Below are 13,716 nucleotides of genomic sequence, written 5' to 3'. Positions count from 1 at the left end.
AAATTCTAGAAAGCCTGAAAGATAATAATGAAGAAGAAACATAAGCGATTACTTATAACTTCAGGAATTTTCTGCTTTTTAAGCTGCATAGTCTTTTTTATTTTAACGACGCTCAAAGAAAATATCTCATTTTTCTATACAGTAAGTGAGGCAATAGTTTTACCAAATAATCAAAAGCCAATCCGTGTTGGTGGAATGGTCGTTGAAAATAGCGTGATACGCAACGAAAGTGAAGTGATTTTTCAAATGACAGATTTTAATAAGAGCGTTATGGTGAAATATCAGGGAATACTTCCACCAATGTTTTCAGAAAAAAGTGGTGTTGTTGTGCAAGGTAAAATGTTTGATAATAGTACTTTTCTTGCAGATACAGTGTTTGCAAAACATGATGAGAACTATATGCCGAAAGTTTTAAAATAGATTCCCTAATTCAGCTGTATTGAAACGATATGTAGAGAGAGTAACAGCCTGCTAGCAAGCTGTTACCTTTTTTATTAAAGCAATCCGTTCTCTTCACCAGTAATATGGAATAATGGAGGAGCTTCTCCAATATCTGGAATCGAATTCCTAAGAGCCTGTCTTCAAACTAAGTAGAAAGGAGTTAAGAAGTGTGTTATAAGATATATTTTAAATGTACCCAAGCGATATAAGTGACAAAGAATGGAAGATAATAGAGCTATATTTTGAACCTAAAAAGACCGGTAGACCAAGAAAACATAGTATTAGAACAATTATTAACGCAATCCGCTATATGATGAGAACAGGATGTCAATGGAGACAACTGCCTAAAGATTTTCCACCATGGAAAACAGTGTATAGTTGTAATTAGCGATTGAAAAAAAGTGGAATATGGCAAGAGATTCATGATTTTCTAGTTAAAAAAGTAAGAGAGATAATTGGTAAGAATGAAACTCCATCAGTGGGAATAATAGATAGCCAATCAGTAAAAACTACTCAAAAAGGGGATCCAGAGGATATGATGCTGGCAAGAAAGTAAAGGGTAGAAAGCGCCACATCGTTGTAGATACTGTAGGTCTTGTAATTGCTGCTGAAGTACAAAGTGCAAGCATTCAGGATCGTGATGGTGCACTAAATCTTTTTGTTCAAGCCAAATGCAAAGCTCCAACATTACATAAGTTTTTTGCTGATCAAGGATACACAGGTAAATTGCAAAACCTCTGCTTATTGGAAACTGGATGTTTATTGACGATTACCAAGAAAATAGTTGATACAGGATTTCAGGTTATTCCCAAACGTTGGATTGTTGAGAGAACCTTTGCTTGGCTCTCCAATTTTAGACGTATGAGTAAGGATTATGAGCATTCTCTTCTCACTTCAAAAAACAACATCTTCTTTAATATGATCACTATTATGCTTCACAAATTAGCTCATTCTTGAGTTTGAAGACAGGCTCTGAGGGAACGAGTTTTAAAAGTGGTTGACGAGAAAAAAATGACTATGGAAGAAGTAAGCAAGATGTTCAAAATTGATAGAAAAACTATATACTGGTGGAGGAAAAGAAGAGAAGAAACAGGAAGTATAAAACCGTCTTCAGGCTACCAAAAGGGACATAGTCATAAAATTAAATACTTAGATGGCTTTGTCAAATTTCTGGATGAAAACCGAGATATTACGGTTGAAAAAATAATTGAAAAATTTGGCAACATGTGCAAAGGCACAGTCTACAATTATCTTAAAAAAGTAAACTATACATATAAAAAAAACTTTTCTTTATCAGGAAAGGAATGAAGAGAAACGCAAGGAGTTCATAAAAAAAATAGAAGGAATAGAAAAAGAAAACTTGATATTCATAGATGACTCTGGAGTAGAAGACAACAGATTTTATGAATATGGGTGGTCTCAAAAAGGCAAGAGGTTATTTGCCGATAAACCAGGGTTTAAAAGAAAGAGGGTAAGCATAATAGGAGCACTAAATGAGGGAAAAGTTAAAGCTTCCTGGGTAATTGAGGGCTACTGCAACAGCGAGATTTTTGATGCTTATGTAGAAAATATACTTGTTCCTATATTAAAACCTGGACAGACTATTGTTCTCGATAATGCAAGCTTTCATAAATCTGCAAGAACGAAAAATTTGATAGAAAATGTTGGGTGTAAAATTTTGTTCTCGCCGCCATACTCACCGGATTTAAATCCGATTGAGAAGTTCTGGTTTGCCATTAAGCATGCCATAAGAAAAGTGCTGCCAAGCTTTTGGCCCAATATTAATTCGGCTATTGATTTTGTCTTTCAGCTCTCGGGGAAATCTTACTTCGGTTAGCTATAGAACCTGTCTTGAAAAGAAAAAAAGGGTATGATGAGGTAAGTTAAAAATAGGAGGTAAGAATTGTATCCAAGCGATATAAGTGATAAGGAATGGGAAATTTTGGAGCCAAATGTTGCACAAGGAGCAATAGGGAGGCCAAGGAAGCACAACATCAGAGCAATTATTAATGCAATAAGGTATATAATGAGAGGTGGCTGCCAATGGCGAATGCTGCCAAAAGACTTTCCGCCGTGGAAGACTGTGTATGATCATTATTTTAGATGGCGTAATAACGGAAAATTGCAGGAAATACATGACACTTTGGTGAAAAAGGGAAGAGAAATGGTTGGTAAAAATGATACACCATCGGTTGGGATAATAGACAGCCAGTCAGTAAAAACGACTCAAAAAGGGGATCCAGAGGTTACGATGCTGGCAAGAAAATAAAAGGCCGTAAACGCCATATTATTGTAGATACATTAGGCCTAATCAATGTAGCTGACGTTCATAGTGCAAGCATTCAAGATCGTGACGGCGCTCTGAATCTTTTTTCTCAAGCTAAACAGAAAACTCCAACATTACAGAAGTTTTTTGCTGATCAAGGATATACAGGTGAGCTTCAAAATCGCTGTTTTCTGAAGACAGGATGTCTACTCACAATTGCCAAAAAAGCTAGTGATTCTGTAGGGTTTCAGGTCATTCCTAAACGATGGATTGTTGAACGCTTGGCTTTCGAATTTTAGGCGCATGAGTAAGGACTATGAACACTCGCCACTTACTTCAAAAACTAATATCTTCTTTGATATGATTACTATTATGCTTGCTAAATTACCCGTTTAAATCTTTTCAAGACATGCTCTTAAGAGTCAAAGTTTCAGATATTGCGAATAAATTACGAAACACTATAAAAAACAGACCAGCAACGAATGATAAATGCAAACCAGATATGGCAAACAAATGTGCTATACCTGAATCTCTTATCGCATCCATAGTTTTTTGGTCTATTCCGTCCTTTTTGCCGATTAGTAATGCAGAAATTATGTCTGCATGTGGTTTTTTAATATTTTGCTGCAGGTTTTCATAAATGTATTGACGGAAAGATTCTATATATTCTTGAAATTTCCTTGCTTCAGCCTTTTTGTGCAAAGCTATTTTGCTTGTTGCAAAACCTGTTGCACTTATTTTCTGATAATATGCTATTCTTGCAAAATCATATGCATGCTCCGAGGGCGCAATCTTTAGAGGGAAGAGTTTTGCTGATAATTTTACTTGATCGCCTATTTTAATGCCTTTTTCCACTTTGGTTCTAACTGATATTCTGATGTTATCTAGAGCTCTATACGGTGTCATTCCAGCGCGTAACGCTGGAATCCATATCCTTTTTTTCTGGATCCCAGTATCAAGTACTGGGATGACAAAAGGGGGTGCTGGGATGACAGGAGAGGATTTTGAGATAGTAGAGACAGAAAGCAGAAATTGTTTGTATGAGCCCCTGTCATTAATGTCCTTCACTGTGGCAATTATATCTTTTACGTATCTCTCTTTATTAAGAATTTGAGTATCAACTAAAGCTGTTCTTAATTTACTAGCTGTAAATCCTATGAGCACTGCAATTAAAGCAATGCATAGTATTATGTACCTTTTGTGCAGTATCGCAATCAGAGTTAGTGTAGGTGAAAGCAAAAGAAAAATAGATATAGTGAAAATGCAGCTTGGTTCAAAACTTAGGGAAAAATAGGTTAAAATCCCTACACACTGACACACAGGAAACCACAGTATCAAGTTATATTTTTCATTACGTAGGTTATGACGTATATAGCTAACTATTATGTCAAAAAAAGTTAATAAATATACTAACATACGACCCATAGCGGATTTTATCCTTGTATATCCTATAATTGCAAGTATAATAGCTAAATAAACAACGACGCGGGATGGAGCAGCTCGGTAGCTCGTCAGGCTCATAACCTGAAGGTCGTAGGTTCAAATCCTACTCCCGCAACCATTTTCCAACTGTGCGAATATTGTGATTTCAGGCAGCTCATACAAACCAAAACTTGCTTGACAAACTCCGCCAGCCCCCTTGTCATGAAACTGAAGCTATTTATTTATCTTCTCTGTACAGATTAAATGACAAAAAAACTCAACGTATTTGGCGTCTTATGTTTAATTTTTTGCACTATGTGCACTCTATGTCTTTATCAAATTTCTAGGTTTTTACCTATACAAGCTGAAATACGCTTATAAAGCATTTAAAACATTAAAAAACGCCAACTTAGAGCCTGTCTTCAAACTAAGTAGAAAGGAGTTAAGAAGTGTGTTATAAGATATATTTTAAATGTACCCAAGCGATATAAGTGACAAAGAATGGAAGATAATAGAGCTATATTTTGAACCTAAAAAGACCGGCAGACCAAGAAAACATAGTATTAGAACAATTATTAACGCAATCCGCTATAGCTAACCGAAGTAAGATTTCCCCGAGAGCTGAAAGACAAAATCAATAGCCGAATTAATATTGGGCCAAAAGCTTGGCAGCACTTTTCTTAACGTGAATTCTGGATTAAAGGAGAATAGAAAAGGCAAGAAAACAGGGTAAACTCAGCAGTGATAAAAAAATAGATGAGGTTACCCATGGAAGATATAACAAAACTGTTTTGTTTGGTCGATGATTTTTGCAGAGATATAGAGAAAAATTTTGCAGATAAACTACTGCCAAATGGTAAAAACCCCACAAGAACAACGGAAATTGAGCACTCCGAAATCATGACAATAATCCTGCTATATCAACAATCTCCGTGTAAAACTTTCTATCTACATTACCTAACGTTGCTCTACAAATCAGAGTTTCCAAAGTTACCTTCATATACCAGGTTTGTTGCTCTAAAGCCTAGGGTTTTGTGGCATTTAGCAATGTTGTTGCATTGGCTTTGTGGACAGTCAGAAAACACTGGAATTTCATATATAGACACAACTCCCATTGCAGTTTGTCATGCAAAAAGAATATCCAAAAACAAAGTTTTTGCTGGAATTGCAAAATTAAGCAAGAGCACTTACGGCTGGTTTTTTGGTTTCAAATTACATATGGTAATCAATGAAAATGTTGAAATTCATGCACTTACGCTAACAAAAGGCAATGTTGATGATAGGATACCTGTGCCAAATCTGACGGAAAAATTAATCGGTCTTTTGTTTGGTGACAAAGGTTATATTGCAAAAGAGCTTTTTCAGAAGCTGTTTGACCGAGGTTTGAAACTTGTTACCAACGTGAAAAAAGGAGACTGTTTTTGGTTACCTAAAAAATAGACTAGAAATTGAACACACTCGCCATAGATCCCCTGTTAATTTTTTGGTTCATATCTTTTCTACTCTCATTTCCTATTCCATCAAATCCACAAAGCCTTCTATTTCCTATACTTTCTTCCTTCCTTAATCCAGAATTCGCGTTTTTAGCTATAAACATTAAGAAATTTACCAAATGAAAAAAAAAGGCAAAAGAAGCCCCGTGGTTATTATTCGCTTTAAAATATTGGCGTTTTTTATGTTTTAAACGCTTGACAAGCGAGATTAAGCTGCTTTTAATTGCAACTAACCTACGCTGCAAATGTTTAAGAAGTTTACCAAGCAGAAAAAAAGACAAAGAATCTCCGAGTTAGCTAGTCCTTTACTATCTTTGTCGAGTATTGGCATTTTTTGATGTCTTGTAACGCTTTGTAAGCGCGTTCAGCTTATTTAGATAAAAATCTAGATGTAGATGAAGTTTTGTAAAGACATACAGTATCTATATACTGCAAAAAATTGAACATAAGACGCCGATACATTAAGTAATCCTTACCTTTTAATCTGCAGATTGGCGAAAGCAAATACAATAGCTTCACTGTCATAATAAGGGGGCTGGCGAAGGGTGTCAAGTAAGTTTTTCTTTCCCGTGAATTCCCTTTGAAGTTGAATATTGAAAATTGACTGGAGAGTTGTGGATTACTTTGTATATGTCATAACAAGCCATGGCACTCTCGGCAAAACCACTTAGTATCAACTTGAGTTTGCCTGAATAAGTAGCTATATCTCCGATTGCATATATTCTATCTCTACTGGTTCTAAGTGTAGCTGGGTCGACAATTATGCGGCCATGTTCTAACTCTATACCCCAACTGTTTATTGGACCAAGATTCATTGACAATCCAAAGAATGGCAGCAAAAAATCAGCGGATATTTCTTTTTCTTCCTTAGAGGCAATGTTTTTTACTATCACTGCGCTCAACTGCCCATTACCTCCTGCTAGTTCGTGTAATTGATATGGCACTACCAGTTCTATCTTTCCATCATTTTCAAGTGATTCTAATTTATTTCTAGTTTCAGGAGTGCAGCGAAATTCCTTTCTTCTATGTATCACATAAATTTTCTTTGCAACTTTAGAAAGTTCTACAGTCCAATCAGCTGCAGAATCACCCCCCCCTGCAATGACTATAGTTTTGTCCTGAAAATCAGAAATTTTATTTACACTGTAAAATACAGATTGATTTTCATATTCTAATATACCACTTAAGGGTGGACGGTTAGGTTCAAACATTCCGCTACCTGCAGCAACAATAACAGCCTTACATTTTACCTCTGTACCTGTGTTAGTTATGATAGTAAAGCTTTGATCACAGTTATTCGAAATCTTTTCCACTTTTTGACTTAAATGGTAAACAGGCTCAAATGGTGAAGCTTGCTCCATTAATTGCTCAATCAATTTTTGGGCAGTAATTACAGGATAACCAGGTATATCATATATTGGCTTTTCTGGGTAAAGAGCTGTGCATTGTCCTCCTGCTTGATCCAAAACATCTATTATATGACATCTCATATCAAGCATTCCCGCTTGAAAAGCAGTGAATATTCCAATAGGCCCTGCACCTATTATTACTATATCGGTTTTCATATTCAGATGGTAATCTATTTATAGATATTAGCTTTCTTCGCTAATAAGGTCAATTTACAAAGGGATGTATTTTTAAAAGATGTGGCTAGATTAGATAGGATTTCCAGCGTTATGAACCACATAGTCCAAATAAGCTCTAAAAATCAGCTAACATAGCGGGATGCTAAAAGTAGCGTGCGGACGGAATGGGATTCGAACCCATGGTACGCTCATCACGTACGTCAGTTTTCAAGACTGGTGCCTTAAACCGCTCGGCCATCCGTCCATTTCTTTTCTATCACAACATTTGATTTTAAGCAATCTATAAAAGCTTTACTTGCCCACGCAAAAGTTGCTAAACACACTACTCAATATTTCCTCAACATTAATAATTCCAATCACCGCACCAAGTTCAAATGCAGCAAGCCTCAAATCTTCAGATATCAACTCAATTGGATTATCGATATTAAAACGTTGTAAATGTTCCAGTGCTTTCTGCATGTGACTCCTATGTCTTTGCCGAGTAATCACAGGAGTGTCTCTATCATGCCCAAATTTTTCCTCTGCCTTCTTTTTTATGAGAGAGATCAACTTGTTTGTACCTATTCCCTTTAAAATAGAAATAGGTAGAAAATCTACACTGCCAATCAGTATATTTCTGTCATTAATTGCATCGTCAGCTTTGCTCAATACATAAATAGTATCGCTATTTACAACGTTGCAATTGATATTATAACGTTGTTCAAAAGGAAATAGTTCTATTCTTAGATCAGCTTCAAAAGACCTCTTTTTTGCTCGACTTATGCCTTCTGATTCTATCGGGTCTGAACTCTCACGAATTCCAGCAGTATCAGAGAGAATGATTGGGTATCCGCCAATGTCAATATGAGCTTCAAGCACGTCTCTTGTTGTGCCTGCATATTCAGAAACAATAGCAATATCACGCTTGGCTAAGAAATTAAACAGAGTTGATTTACCGACATTTGGTTCACCAGTTATTACAATATGTAAACCCTCACGCAACCTTTCGCCCCGTCTATTATCATTTAAATGCTCTTGTATCAACTGCACGAGAGATTGCACTTCATTATTAATTTTTTTCAATTCACTTTTTTCTGCCCAAATGTCCTCTGGAAAGTCTATATATGCTTCGATTTTGGATTGTATCGTTATTAATCTTTGCCTCCAATTGCTGTATAGTCTCTCCAATTCTCCCGATATCTGCTTAATCGCTTGTTTAGCTTGCATTTTCGTCTCAGCATCAATTAAGTCTGCAATCCCTTCTATTTGCGTTAAGTCAAATTTACCATTTAGAAAAGCCCTAAGTGAGAATTCTCCAGGCCTGGCCATAACAAAAATTTTTGATAATTCCTCCAAGATGATTTTTATGACTGCCTTGCTTCCATGCACTTGTAACTCTATAACGTTCTCGCCAGTGAAACTGTTTGGAGCAGGGAAATAGATGATTATTCCATTATCTATCAATTGATTGGAATCATCATATAGATCAACTAAAGTAGCAAATCTTGGTTTAATTTCTTTCTTAATATGAAAATGATTTAAAGCTTTAAGCGCGTAGTTGCCTGAAATTCTGATTACTGCAACTCCTGACTTACCCAATACGGTCGATAAAGCGAAAATAGTTTCATTTGTGTTTGTCATTATTTATATAAACTACTTAGCAATATTACACTTAAGAAACCAAAATACCTAATTTGAAAATATTCAAAGTTTTTATCTATCTTGCTAGTTTATAGTAATATCATATTAATAAATACACTATATAAAAAACTGCAAAGGTCACTCAGGTGAAAATATTTATTTTGAAAACTGATAATATGATTTATAATTATCAACATAGGTTTTGAATATTTTATGCTCAAGAAATTAGCTTGGTATTGGTCTTTTGTAGAGTTAATTAAAGGGTTTGTTATTACATTAAAATATATGTTTAAGCCAAAGGTTACTTTGAGGTATCCTATGGAGAAGGGCCCTTTAAGTCCAAGGTTTCGTGGTGAGCATGCGTTGCGTAGGTATCCAAACGGTGAAGAACGATGCATAGCTTGTAAATTATGCGAAGTTATCTGCCCTGCTCAAGCAATAGTTATTGAAGCAGAGGAAAGAGAAGACGGTAGTCGTCGCACCACGCGCTATGATATTGATATGACAAAATGCATATACTGCGGACTTTGCCAAGAGGCATGTCCAGTTGATGCAATTGTGGAGGGTCCTAACTTTGAATTTGCTACTGAAACAAGAGAGGAGCTAATGTACAATAAAGAAAAGTTATTGCGTAATGGTGAAGTTTGGGAAGACGCAATTGCACTCAGGTTAAAAAAGAATAGACCGTATTATTAACTAGGTATGTCAACAATTAAAATTTCTTACAGCAAGTATGTAATAGATCTCTTGTACAACTGTTATTTAAGTGAAAGATCAGTAGCTCACCTTTTGGTGTCATTCCAGCGCGTGACGCTGGAATCTAGAAAAAAAAAGAAACATGGATCCCAGTGTCACGCACTGGGATGACAAAAGGTCTGATGAATGATAAAAGTTACCTTTTCAACCGAACAAAAAGTAAAAGAATACAGTGGTAGAGTCACTAGCTTTGATATATTACAACCGGATGTTTTGAAAGAAGCAGTTGCATTGAAAGTAAACGGTGAGTTGTATGATCTCTCACGTGAAATTGAATCTGATGCAGAGATAGAGGTGATACAACTGAGTGAAGAAGCGGGTTTAGATATAATAAGGCATGATGCTGCTCATATAATGGCGCAGGCAGTGAAAGAGCTATTTCCTAATACTCAGATTACTATTGGCCCAACAATTCAGGACGGTTTTTACTATGATTTTGCTACAGATCGTACCTTCACTACGGATGATCTTGCTGCAATAGAAAAGAAAATGAAAGAGATTGTAAAAAGTAATCACAGATTTGTTCGAGAGGTTTGGACTCGCAAGCAGGCAGTTGATTTCTTTAGTGGTATAGGCGAAAAATATAAGGTTGAAATTATATCCTCTATATCAGAGAGTGAAAACCTAACTGTTTATAGACAAGGCGATTTTGTAGACCTATGCCGTGGTCCGCACTCACCATCAACCGGCAGAGTTAAAGCGTTTAAACTTATGAAAGTAGCGGGTGCATACTGGCGAGGTGATGCAAAGGGCCCAATGTTGCAGCGAATATATGGCACAGCATGGAGAAATAAGGATGAATTAAACGCTTATCTTGAGTGTCTCAAAGAAGCAGAGAAACGTGATCACCGCAAAATTGCCAAGGATATGGATTTATTTCACATCCAAGAGGAAGCTGTCGGGCAGGTTTTTTGGCATGAACAAGGATATATTTTATATAATGTTCTTGAGTCTTACATCAGAAAGAAGCTAATAAATAATGGCTATTTTGAGGTAAAAACCCCTATTTTAGTAAGCAAGGAACTGTGGGAAAAGTCGGGACATTGGGATAAATTTCGTGAAAATATGTTTATTGTTGATGAATCTGAAAGCAAAAAGCTAGCAATAAAACCTATGAATTGCCCTTGTCATGTGCAGATTTTTAATTCTCACACCAGAAGCTATCGCGATCTACCAATACGTATGGCAGAGTTTGGCACATGCCATAGAAATGAAAGCTCAGGCTCATTGCACGGACTGATGCGAGTGCGTGGTTTTACGCAAGACGATGCACACATTTTTTGTATGGAAGAACAAGTAAATTCTGAAACTGTAAAGTTTTGTGACCTTTTAAAAGAAGTATATTCAGAGCTTGGATTCAATGAAATTTCTGTGAAATTTTCAGACCGTCCAGATATTAGAGTAGGTAATGATGAAGTGTGGGATAGAGCTGAAAAAGCGCTGCTTGAAGCCGTTAAAGAAGCGGGCTTGAGTTATAAACTTAACCCTGGTGAAGGTGCATTTTATGGTCCAAAGTTAGAGTTCGTTTTGAAAGACGCAATAGGCAGAAATTGGCAATGTGGAACATTACAAGTTGATTTCATTTTACCAGAACGTCTGGGAGCTTTTTATATAGGGGCAGATGGGTACAAGCATCACCCTGTCATGTTACATAGGGCAATTCTTGGGACTTTTGAGCGTTTTATCGGAATTTTGATAGAAAATTATGCAGGAAAATTTCCAGTTTGGCTTGCTCCAACGCAACTTGCTATTCTGACCATTACAAATGAAGCTGACGGTTACGCCACAGAAATTAGCAATATTTTAAAAGAACAAGGTGTGAGAGTCAAGACTGATTTGACCAATGAAAAAATTAGTTATAAGATACGCTTGCATAGTTCAAACAAGGTTCCTATATTGTGGATTGTAGGCAAAAATGAAGTTACAAGTAAAACTGTGTCAGTGAGAAATTTAGGATCGGAAAGACAGGAGTCTTTTTCTTTGGAAAAGGCTACTGAATCGCTGTTAAAAAGTATTAATTTAAATTAAGGGAGTTAAAGTTTGCAAGTTAAAAAGAACAATAAAAACAGAATTAATGGATTCATCACAGCTAAGGAGGTACGCTTAGTTGATCATAGTGGTGAAATGGTCGGAATCGTGCCAATAGAACGAGCTTTGGAATTTGCACAGGGTGTTGGTTTAGACTTGGTGGAAATTGCACCTGATTCAACCCCTCCAGTATGTAAAATTCTGGATTATAGCAAACAAAAGTATGATATAAAAAAGAAAGCAAGTGAAGCAAAAAAGAAACAAAAAACATTAACTATAAAAGAAATTAAACTGGGTCCTAATATTGGTGATCACGACTACGAAACAAAATTGCGTCAAGCAAGAGACTTACTTGCCCACGGACATAAAATCAAAGTTACAATGAGATTTAAGGGCAGAGAGCTTATAAACACTGAAGTCGGACTGGAAAAATTAGAACGGCTAATTAGAGACACTGAAGATATTGCAAAGGTAGAATTGGCACCTAAAAGGGAAGGGAATCAATATTTTTTAGCTCTGGTTGCTAAGTAGCAAAACGGCTTAAGAAGTATAAGTAGAGTTAAACTATCGCTCTCTCTTTGATAACATGGCGAAAATGTCTTATTAATCCTTGAATCGGCCAAGCTGCAGCACCACCAAGCGCGCAAATTGTATGTCCTTCTATTTGAGTTGTAAGGTCAAGCAGCTTATCTATTTCATCAGGCTTAATATCTCCTGCCACCATCCTCTTCATAATCCTCCACATCCACCCAGTACCTTCACGGCATGGTGTGCATTGTCCACAGGACTCATGCATGTAAAAGTGTGATAATCTCTCTATTGCAGCTATTATATCAGTTGATTTATCCATCACTATTACAGCAGCAGTACCAAGCCCTGATTGTGCGGTTCTTAATGAATCAAAATCCATTTCAATAGTATCACATATAGATTTTGGAATTAATGGCACTGAAGACCCACCAGGTATTACAGCAAGTAAATTATTCCAACCCCCTCGCACTCCACCTGCGTATTTTTCAATCAATTCACGTAGTGGAATTCCGAGCTCTTCTTCAACATTACACGGGTTGTTTACATGTCCTGAAATACAAAAAATCTTAGTACCAGTATTATTTGGTTTACCAAGAGATGCAAACCATTCTCCTCCGCGATTTAGAATATCTGGAACCATGGCTATAGTTTCAACGTTGTTTATTGTGGTTGGACAGCCAAAAAGTCCAACACCTGCGGGAAATGGAGGTTTCATGCGAGGAAAGCCCTTTTTTCCTTCAATTGATTCGAGTTGAGCTGTTTCTTCCCCACATATGTAAGCTCCTGCACCCCTATGGATAAACACATCAAGATCATAACCTGATTTGCAGGCATTTTTTCCAATTAAGTTTTCTTTATAGGCTTCCTCAAGTGCTTTTTTTAGAACTAAATATTCATTATAAAATTCACCCCTGATATAAATATACGCAACTGATGCGCTGATCGCTTTGCCGGCTAGGAGAATTCCCTCAAGTAACTTATGTGGCTCATATCGCAATATATCTCTATCTTTACATGTACCAGGTTCTGACTCATCTGCATTGACTACTAAATATGCTTTTGGGAGATTTTTGGGCATAAAGCTCCACTTAAGGCCGGTGGAAAATCCTGCACCCCCTCGACCTCTCAAACCAGATTTCTTTACTTCATCAATGATCTTTTCTGATCCTAAATCTAGTAACTCCTTTGTTTTTTGCCAGCTACCACGTTTTTTTGCACCCTTAAGTAGTGGAGTTTCTTTACCATTTAGGTTGGTGAATATTTTGTCTTGTTCTTTTAGCATGTTTTTCAAAATTTGTGAGTGAAGGAGTAACACTAAAAAAGAACTCCTCTCACGCTTGCTTGTCAATTTGACAAAATTAACGATATAGAATGCGTTTTATTAATCTTCACTCACGTAAGGATACACACCCAGTTGAGAACTTGCAAGAAAAATTAAAGCAAATTTGTAGAATAAAATAGAATTGAGTCAATAAAAGATTTTTTGTTGTTACTAATTTCAACCAAGTTTTCTAATTTTTATAGCTTCCTTCAATCTTACTTTGCTTAACTTAAAATTCTGCCTATCTTCAAA

General features: G+C 36.4%; 14 protein-coding genes, 2 tRNA genes and 3 pseudogenes. 13 read left to right on the top strand and 6 right to left on the bottom strand.

Translation table 11 applies throughout. The features are described 5' to 3' along the window. Window positions 1-27: 27 nt before the first annotated feature. The 7 genes and pseudogenes from ccmE to ACFELZ_RS07040 all read left to right on the top strand — a co-directional run bounded on the left by ccmE (window position 28) and on the right by ACFELZ_RS07040 (window position 3,103). A complete protein-coding gene (gene ccmE, locus ACFELZ_RS07070; RefSeq protein ID WP_265032713.1) occupies window positions 28-420 on the top strand; it encodes a cytochrome c maturation protein CcmE in 393 nt (130 codons plus the stop codon). Between the two features lie 211 nt (window positions 421-631). Next, on the top strand, window positions 632-829 hold the full coding sequence (locus ACFELZ_RS07065; RefSeq protein WP_375315805.1) for a transposase: 198 nt from the start codon (window positions 632-634) through the stop codon (window positions 827-829). Between the two features lie 3 nt (window positions 830-832). Next, window positions 833-997, top strand: a complete 165-nt coding sequence (locus tag ACFELZ_RS07060) for a hypothetical protein (protein WP_375315781.1) — start codon at window positions 833-835, stop codon at window positions 995-997. Beyond that, entirely contained in the window at window positions 940-1,398 is a 459-nt protein-coding gene (locus tag ACFELZ_RS07055; RefSeq protein ID WP_375316651.1) for a transposase, read from the top strand. Before ACFELZ_RS07060 ends, ACFELZ_RS07055 begins: the two co-directional genes overlap by 58 nt. Window positions 1,399-1,434: 36 nt before the next feature. Continuing rightward, window positions 1,435-1,749: an IS630 transposase-related protein gene (locus tag ACFELZ_RS07050; protein WP_375316012.1), complete on the top strand. Its 315-nt coding sequence runs from the start codon at window positions 1,435-1,437 to the stop codon at window positions 1,747-1,749. Further along, window positions 1,709-2,278 (top strand): IS630 family transposase, encoded by a 570-nt coding sequence (locus ACFELZ_RS07045; RefSeq protein WP_375316694.1) that lies wholly within the window; start codon window positions 1,709-1,711, stop codon window positions 2,276-2,278. The genes ACFELZ_RS07050 and ACFELZ_RS07045 overlap by 41 nt, the downstream gene beginning before the upstream one ends. A gap of 66 nt (window positions 2,279-2,344) precedes the next feature. Beyond that, window positions 2,345-3,103: pseudogene (locus tag ACFELZ_RS07040) on the top strand (IS5 family transposase). Between the two features lie 18 nt (window positions 3,104-3,121). On the opposite strand, the pseudogene ACFELZ_RS07035 reads toward ACFELZ_RS07040, so the two are convergent. Next, window positions 3,122-4,123, bottom strand: a pseudogene (locus ACFELZ_RS07035) (ComEC/Rec2 family competence protein); the annotation flags it as partial. 68 nt (window positions 4,124-4,191) lie between these two features. Here ACFELZ_RS07035 and ACFELZ_RS07030 point away from each other — a divergent pair. After that, a tRNA-Met gene (locus tag ACFELZ_RS07030) sits at window positions 4,192-4,268 on the top strand. 333 nt (window positions 4,269-4,601) lie between these two features. Continuing rightward, entirely contained in the window at window positions 4,602-4,727 is a 126-nt protein-coding gene (locus tag ACFELZ_RS07025) for a transposase (RefSeq protein ID WP_375316011.1), read from the top strand. Here ACFELZ_RS07025 and ACFELZ_RS07020 read toward each other — a convergent pair. Then, window positions 4,724-4,849, bottom strand: coding sequence for a hypothetical protein (locus tag ACFELZ_RS07020; protein ID WP_375316010.1), 126 nt, complete (start codon window positions 4,847-4,849; stop codon window positions 4,724-4,726). The two genes, ACFELZ_RS07025 and ACFELZ_RS07020, sit on opposite strands and share 4 nt — an antisense overlap. A 48-nt stretch (window positions 4,850-4,897) precedes the next feature. On the opposite strand from ACFELZ_RS07020, the pseudogene ACFELZ_RS07015 reads away from it, so the two are divergent. Beyond that, a pseudogene (locus ACFELZ_RS07015) lies at window positions 4,898-5,696 on the top strand (IS982 family transposase). Between the two features lie 474 nt (window positions 5,697-6,170). Here the strand turns inward: ACFELZ_RS07015 and ACFELZ_RS07010 are convergent. The 3 genes from ACFELZ_RS07010 to mnmE form a co-directional block, all read right to left on the bottom strand. Next, window positions 6,171-7,187: an NAD(P)/FAD-dependent oxidoreductase gene (locus ACFELZ_RS07010; RefSeq protein WP_375316009.1), complete on the bottom strand. Its 1,017-nt coding sequence runs from the start codon at window positions 7,185-7,187 to the stop codon at window positions 6,171-6,173. 177 nt (window positions 7,188-7,364) lie between these two features. Then, a tRNA-Ser gene (locus ACFELZ_RS07005) sits at window positions 7,365-7,452 on the bottom strand. A gap of 47 nt (window positions 7,453-7,499) precedes the next feature. Next, window positions 7,500-8,828 carry a tRNA uridine-5-carboxymethylaminomethyl(34) synthesis GTPase MnmE gene (gene mnmE / locus ACFELZ_RS07000; protein WP_375316008.1) on the bottom strand — a complete coding sequence of 443 codons (1,329 nt, stop codon included), beginning with the start codon at window positions 8,826-8,828 and terminating at the stop codon, window positions 7,500-7,502. A gap of 213 nt (window positions 8,829-9,041) precedes the next feature. Between mnmE and nuoI the strand changes: the two genes are divergently transcribed. From nuoI to infC, 3 genes are all read left to right on the top strand, one after another. After that, window positions 9,042-9,524 (top strand): NADH-quinone oxidoreductase subunit NuoI, encoded by a 483-nt coding sequence (nuoI, locus tag ACFELZ_RS06995; protein ID WP_038199316.1) that lies wholly within the window; start codon window positions 9,042-9,044, stop codon window positions 9,522-9,524. 186 nt (window positions 9,525-9,710) lie between these two features. Continuing rightward, on the top strand, window positions 9,711-11,612 hold the full coding sequence (thrS, locus tag ACFELZ_RS06990) for a threonine--tRNA ligase (RefSeq protein WP_375316007.1): 1,902 nt from the start codon (window positions 9,711-9,713) through the stop codon (window positions 11,610-11,612). A gap of 12 nt (window positions 11,613-11,624) precedes the next feature. Further along, entirely contained in the window at window positions 11,625-12,143 is a 519-nt protein-coding gene (gene infC / locus ACFELZ_RS06985; protein ID WP_265032780.1) for a translation initiation factor IF-3, read from the top strand. Between the two features lie 28 nt (window positions 12,144-12,171). On the opposite strand, the gene nuoF is transcribed toward infC, so the two are convergent. Continuing rightward, a complete protein-coding gene (nuoF, locus tag ACFELZ_RS06980) occupies window positions 12,172-13,425 on the bottom strand; it encodes an NADH-quinone oxidoreductase subunit NuoF (RefSeq protein ID WP_375316693.1) in 1,254 nt (417 codons plus the stop codon). Window positions 13,426-13,716: the final 291 nt, after the last annotated feature.

This window comes from Wolbachia endosymbiont (group A) of Colletes cunicularius (assembly GCF_964264715.1).
Lineage (GTDB): Bacteria > Pseudomonadota > Alphaproteobacteria > Rickettsiales > Anaplasmataceae > Wolbachia.
This window is presented reverse-complemented; position numbering and strand designations above follow the sequence as displayed.

Excerpts from the sequence above, each read along its gene's own strand:
- mnmE (WP_375316008.1), bottom strand. The coding sequence starts at position 8,828 with ATGACAAACACAAATGAAACTATTTTCGCTTTATCGACCGTATTGGGT.
- nuoI (WP_038199316.1), top strand. The coding sequence starts at position 9,042 with ATGCTCAAGAAATTAGCTTGGTATTGGTCTTTTGTAGAGTTAATTAAA.
- ccmE (WP_265032713.1), top strand. The coding sequence starts at position 28 with ATGAAGAAGAAACATAAGCGATTACTTATAACTTCAGGAATTTTCTGC.
- nuoF (WP_375316693.1), bottom strand. The coding sequence starts at position 13,425 with ATGCTAAAAGAACAAGACAAAATATTCACCAACCTAAATGGTAAAGAA.
- ACFELZ_RS07065 (WP_375315805.1), top strand. The coding sequence starts at position 632 with ATGTACCCAAGCGATATAAGTGACAAAGAATGGAAGATAATAGAGCTA.
- ACFELZ_RS07010 (WP_375316009.1), bottom strand. The coding sequence starts at position 7,187 with ATGAAAACCGATATAGTAATAATAGGTGCAGGGCCTATTGGAATATTC.
- ACFELZ_RS07025 (WP_375316011.1), top strand. The coding sequence starts at position 4,602 with ATGTACCCAAGCGATATAAGTGACAAAGAATGGAAGATAATAGAGCTA.
- thrS (WP_375316007.1), top strand. The coding sequence starts at position 9,711 with ATGATAAAAGTTACCTTTTCAACCGAACAAAAAGTAAAAGAATACAGT.